The organism is Vibrio sp. L3-7, assembly GCF_963898195.1.
In the GTDB taxonomy this organism is placed as follows: Bacteria; Pseudomonadota; Gammaproteobacteria; order Enterobacterales; family Vibrionaceae; genus Vibrio; species Vibrio echinoideorum.
The window spans coordinates 1-5,165 of the sequence record NZ_CAWQUW010000048.1 but is presented as its reverse complement, the minus strand read 5'-3'; the positions used below and the strand labels follow the sequence as shown (position 1 = coordinate 5,165).

Annotated in this window: 3 protein-coding genes; all 3 read right to left on the bottom strand. The window is 46.2% G+C overall.

Features of this window, described 5'->3' with window-relative positions; genetic code table 11:
• Positions 1-1,219, bottom strand: a 1,219-nt coding sequence (gene mobF / locus AACW75_RS21620) for a MobF family relaxase (protein ID WP_237297956.1), incomplete at its 3' end; no start/stop codon positions are given.
• Between the two features lie 93 nt (positions 1,220-1,312).
• Positions 1,313-2,836, bottom strand: coding sequence for a hypothetical protein (locus AACW75_RS21615; RefSeq protein ID WP_102258448.1), 1,524 nt, complete (start codon positions 2,834-2,836; stop codon positions 1,313-1,315).
• A 611-nt stretch (positions 2,837-3,447) separates the two neighbouring features.
• The coding region (gene traD, locus AACW75_RS21610; protein WP_237297955.1) for a type IV conjugative transfer system coupling protein TraD at positions 3,448-5,165 on the bottom strand (1,718 nt) is incomplete at its 5' end.

Genomic DNA, 5,165 nt, shown 5'->3' with positions numbered 1-5,165 from the left:
AGCCTTTGGTGGTGTATTGCCCTTTGTGACTGAGTCCTATCAAGTCGCCCTGCTTAATCATTTCATCCGCGACTTTTTTGATATCAAGGGCGTTGAGTTGCACGCCGCCTTTGGTGAACTCTGAGGCAGTCAGTTCAATGATTTTTTCTAGGTGTAACGCGGTGCTGTATTGCCCTAGATGGTCAATGGCTCTGCTGATGGCGGCTTGGGTTTCACCAAGTGGTGGGGTGTTTTGCGCTTCTTTCACTTGTTGCGCCATGGTGACAAGCTCTGCGGGCTCATACCCTTGCTCTTTTACGGTGCTTTGCCACTGTTTGTTGAGGCTGTCACTGCTCTGGTAGGTTTTGCTTTTACGAGTATCGAGGTTTGCTACGTCTTTCGACGCGCGAGAGTCAAAGCCTAAATCGAGTGTGCGTTGGTCAATTTGTTGTTTGCGAGTGGATGACGCATCAAGAATAGGCTGAGGGACACCGCTGATTTCGAACTGACCGTTGCCGACGCCTCGCGTGGAATAACCGAGTGCTTGTGCATCTTTAGCTAATTGGCTCTGGTACAAGATACCGTAGTATTTTTGGAAGTTGTAAATGCGCTCGCCAGTCCCGTTAATCACGCCCCCTTTTTGTTTTAGGCTGGATGCAAGCGTGCGAAGTTTTCCTTCTTGGTCGCGTGTCATGTTAGCGGCTAGCGCGTGCGAGTGGACTTGTGGGTCGTTTTCACGGCTTGTCTTATGGCGCACGACCGCAAATATCATCGAGTCGGTGTTGTGAAACTCGCGCGCTCCCTCTTTGTTGATGGTAGTGAATTGTGCCACGTCTCTTTCAAGCTCAGTTAAGGCGAATTTTACGGCGTTATTGTGTGCTTCAATGAGTCGATTATCGCCACTTACAAGCGCAAGAACACTGACGGTTTTAGGTGCAGAAAAGGTCAGGTCGAAGCCCGATTTATGATCATCTCGTTTTCCTTTAATGGTTTCACCGCCAAGACTGCCTGAGAGTACCGATTCTAGGGTGGCTTGCTCTACGGGTTTACCCGCCAGTCCCGCTTCGATGGCCAGCTTGCCATGCCAGAAGGTGTTTTCTTCTTGGTCTTTTTCCTTGAGGTAATAGTTATCGCCCGCGTTTTTTTCTAAAGAGACGTCAGGTAGGTCTTTGGGGTTTTCTTCGCTGAGATAATATTTGGCAGCGCCAGAAGCGGATTTTAATGGGCTAATAGAAAGCATGAGTATTTTCCTTATGCAACGCAAATTGCCGCTAGCAGCAAAACTGAGCGGTGAGTGGAGGTTAAGGGGGAAGTGGAATTAAAAGAGGTGTGGTTACAAAATGATCCCAACACAAGCAAAGGAATTGCTAGCGGTTAACGTTCGTTCTTCGTGAATGATGACGCCATTTTCATCAATGTGAATGGATGTAATGCCCGCTTTAAATCGGTCTAACGCTACAATTTCTTCCTTGGTTAAATGCTTGCCATGAGTCAGGCATTCTAGATGGTTAAAGCTGTATTCATCGGCGGCCATCGCTAGTTTCGAAGAATCAGAATGCTTCATGCACTCATTGCCATACAGCCAATCTTGAGCACACTCTATATTTGGCTCTAACTGGTAAGTCATATGGTGGGTGACGCTTGCAAAAGAATGGGACTGGCTTGTCCATTTGTAGCTCACTTGAAAACAATCAACCTCATCGGGAATGACGGCATACCAACCTCGACTTTTGGGGGAGGTATCTAAATAAACAGACACGTAGCGTTTGTTTGGCCAAAAGCGCTTTGTTTTTGGATTGCCGTTTGGTTTAGCCCAGTCGGGTCCTATAAATTCAAAATGAATGTCTGTTACCTTGTTGCTGGTCAGCTCAGGTGTCAGAAATATTCTAGGCGTAAATTGAAGGTATCGTTCCTTGGGGTATAGAGGCAGATGGATGTCGAGTTGGTGTTTAATGGCCGATTGGATCTCTGAGTGTGCTTGAGTGTAGCATTCTGACCATTCAAGACTTTTTGCCGCCTCAATGGGTGACATGCCCCGGGCATATAAATCGATATAGGGTGTCCAATCTATCTTGATGTATCGGTATGGGATTTTTTTGAGATGCGCTGCAAATGCCTTAAACCATTCTTTCCATTGGTCGTCATATTCGTGGGTCATTTTTCCGTTGAGATAATTAAGACCTTTGCGAGTAAAAGTGACGCACCTTTGATCATCGTTGAGTTCTAGGTAATTTTCTGAAATCAGTTGCTCTAAGATGTCTCTGATTAGCATGCCAGAGTGTGGGTAAACATCCAAAGCGCGCTCTTTTGCTTGAGACTTGCTCAAGCTCATTCGCTTTTCTTTCATGTGCGCTAGATACTGAGTGTTGATAGGGTCTACTTGGTAATTTTTTGTTCTTGGCCACAGCCAATCTAAAAGGTCGCGGGCATAGGCCGTATTCGGTCCTAATTCTAACGTATAGGACGTTGGCGCTTTGGGTAGGGGGGGAAGCTCTTCTTTATTGCCATTCATGGCGTTTAACTCTTCGGTAGTTAAGTTTCTTAGTATGACATGGGTAAAGCCTTCAATATTGTCGATGTGCTCCCCCAAGCTGACTCTGACACTTTGGATGAAAGGAATGATGGATGCTTGGTTAAATAGAATGTTGTGGGTTGGCTCGTGGTGCGTGACTGCTTGCGCTTTTAAGTCGTCCCAGTCGCCATAACCTACCGCTTGAGCGCAAATCGATAACCATGTGTTTTTTTCGGTGGCGTTGCCCTGAATGATTTCAGCGAAGGTAAGTTGATCGAATATAGTGTGTAATTGTTTCTTTAATATCGGTAGATGGTCAGAATTAAAGAGGGTCTTATTTGACATGGTAATTCCTTGATGAATGAACGTAAAAAAGCCTTGCCATTGCAAGGCTTGGAAGAGTGGTTGAGTGATTATTCGAGATGATGAGGCCCTAGGGTGTCGTCTCTATGGGGCGTTACGCTTTTCATCGATTTTCCTTTAATGAATCTCATCAATGATAGGGCTTACGTTATGGTGCACTATAACTAAATATCTAGTCATGACTAAGATTGAATCAGTGCACTTTTTGACACGCTGGGTGCCAAGTACATGAAAGTCAGGCCTATCGAATTCAATAAACCAAATAACGAGTACTTCATGCTGATGCTCAGGAGTAAAGCGAATACTGCAAAGGTGAGTACGATGTAGTGAGGAGTGTTGGGGCGTTTTTTAACAAAAAAACCACGATGCGCTTCAAACCATACAGTGATAAAAAGCCAGTGGACGCGATGAAAAGTTGCGTCCACTGAAATTGACTCTCGGTGATCTGCATAAGACAAAGTGCAAAAAATAAGAGTGAGACGACCAAGGTCTCGAAGATTAATGTAGACAAACTCGGTAACATAAAAATACCTAATACATTTGGTTTGCAATGACCTATTTCTGTCTTGTGTGGCTATCGACTATTTGATGCGCTATTCAACCATATCACCCGCTTCCATCTCTATATCTTGAGATATCGCCGACTCGTCGAGCTCTTGATGCGCGCGATCTGGAGGGGCATTGTCTGATTTGAGCTTTTCCGACTCCTTGCTGGCTAACGCTTTGACTGTCTCACTTCGTTGTGCTTGTTGGATTTGGTCGGTTTCCAGCTTCATCTCTTCCGGCGTTTCAAATTGCTTGGCTTGGATTTCTGTGAGTGCGTTACGCTCTTCTTCGTTGAGGAGCATACCTGGGGCGACACACTCAAAGTAAATCGCTTTTTGATACGCTTTGGTCATGGCGGGCGATGGGGTGTAATCACGTTTTATAAAGGCCGGTGTCACATCTCGCATCTTATCAAAGTGCAAATCCAGTCGAGTGATAAAGCTGCTTCCTGGTACGCGAAGGTAACATTGCAAATCATCCATGGCTTGGATTTCACTGCTAGAGATAACCGGTCGTGTCACCGTCTGGTGGCCAATCGATACCCCATCACGGAGTGCATTTGCACCGTAAGAAATGTGCTCTCTTGAGACATCCACCTCTTGCTCACCCAAATCTTTGGATGAGATTTGCGCCATCTGCGCTGATGGGGCGCGAAAGTAAAAGCGAGAGTTGAGTAAATCAAAAATAACGTCCGCGGTATTTTTTCCGTAGGTTTTCACGAGCTGCGCATAAGACTGGAGACCAATCACATAACAGCCCCCAAACTTACGCACTTCGGCAATGATGGTGTCAAGCTCAGGCAGTTTATGCAGACTTGGCATTTCATCCATAATCACCCAGATGCGGCGGTCTTCATCGTCTTTGAGTCCCAAGATAGCGTTAGAAGCAATGGCAAGCCAAGTCGAAATCAAAGGACGCAATGAGGCGTGTTGCTGCGCGTTACTCGATAAAAACAAAAAGCCTTTTTGTTTGTCATCTTGTACCCAATCGGTGATAGAAAACGGTTTACGTTTGGGCTCTCCTTTCGCGTCTTTATCATCCAAGCCATCTAAAAAGCGTAGGCTCTTAATGTAGGTGGCGAGCACCGACTTAATGGAGATGGCCGTCTTTTTGATGTCTTTCGAGACCAGGGAAGCAGACTCTGTGCCTTGCAGGAAATTACCCAGGGTTTCAAGTTCAGACGTGAGTATCAGGCTAAGCAGCCTTGCGGTCGAGCAGGGCTTGTCATCTTGGCTCATGCGATACGCCGCACTTGAAAAGATAGTCCGGGCGGAATCGACCCAGAATGGGTCACCTTCGCCATGCTGCGGGATAAGGGCGCTGGCTATATTTTCAAAGTCAGGGGCTTCCTTTGCATCGCACCACACATCCCAATTGGCGCAGCGTTCATCGAAGGGGTTGAGTAAGGTATCTTGGCTAGGGTCAAAGAACTTACTGGTAAAGGTGCAGCCTTTATCATAAATAATCGCTTTATCCCCACGTTTGCGTATCCAGCGCAGCAGTTTCCGCAGCATGACGGATTTACCGGCCCCTGTGGTGCCGTCAATCAGCATGTGCTGCACTTCAAACTCACGTTTAAATAAGGCCAGCCCATCCACTTTGAAATCAGAAATTCGTCCGTTGCCTACACCCTGTTTCTTGAGTTTCTTTGCCCGTTTTTTCAAATCATTTGTGAGCACTTTGGGTTCGGCGTATTGAAAGCCTCGAACGTGGAAATCTTCACTTTGCTTTTCGCCTTGTCGTTTAAAGAAACTCATGGCGAGCA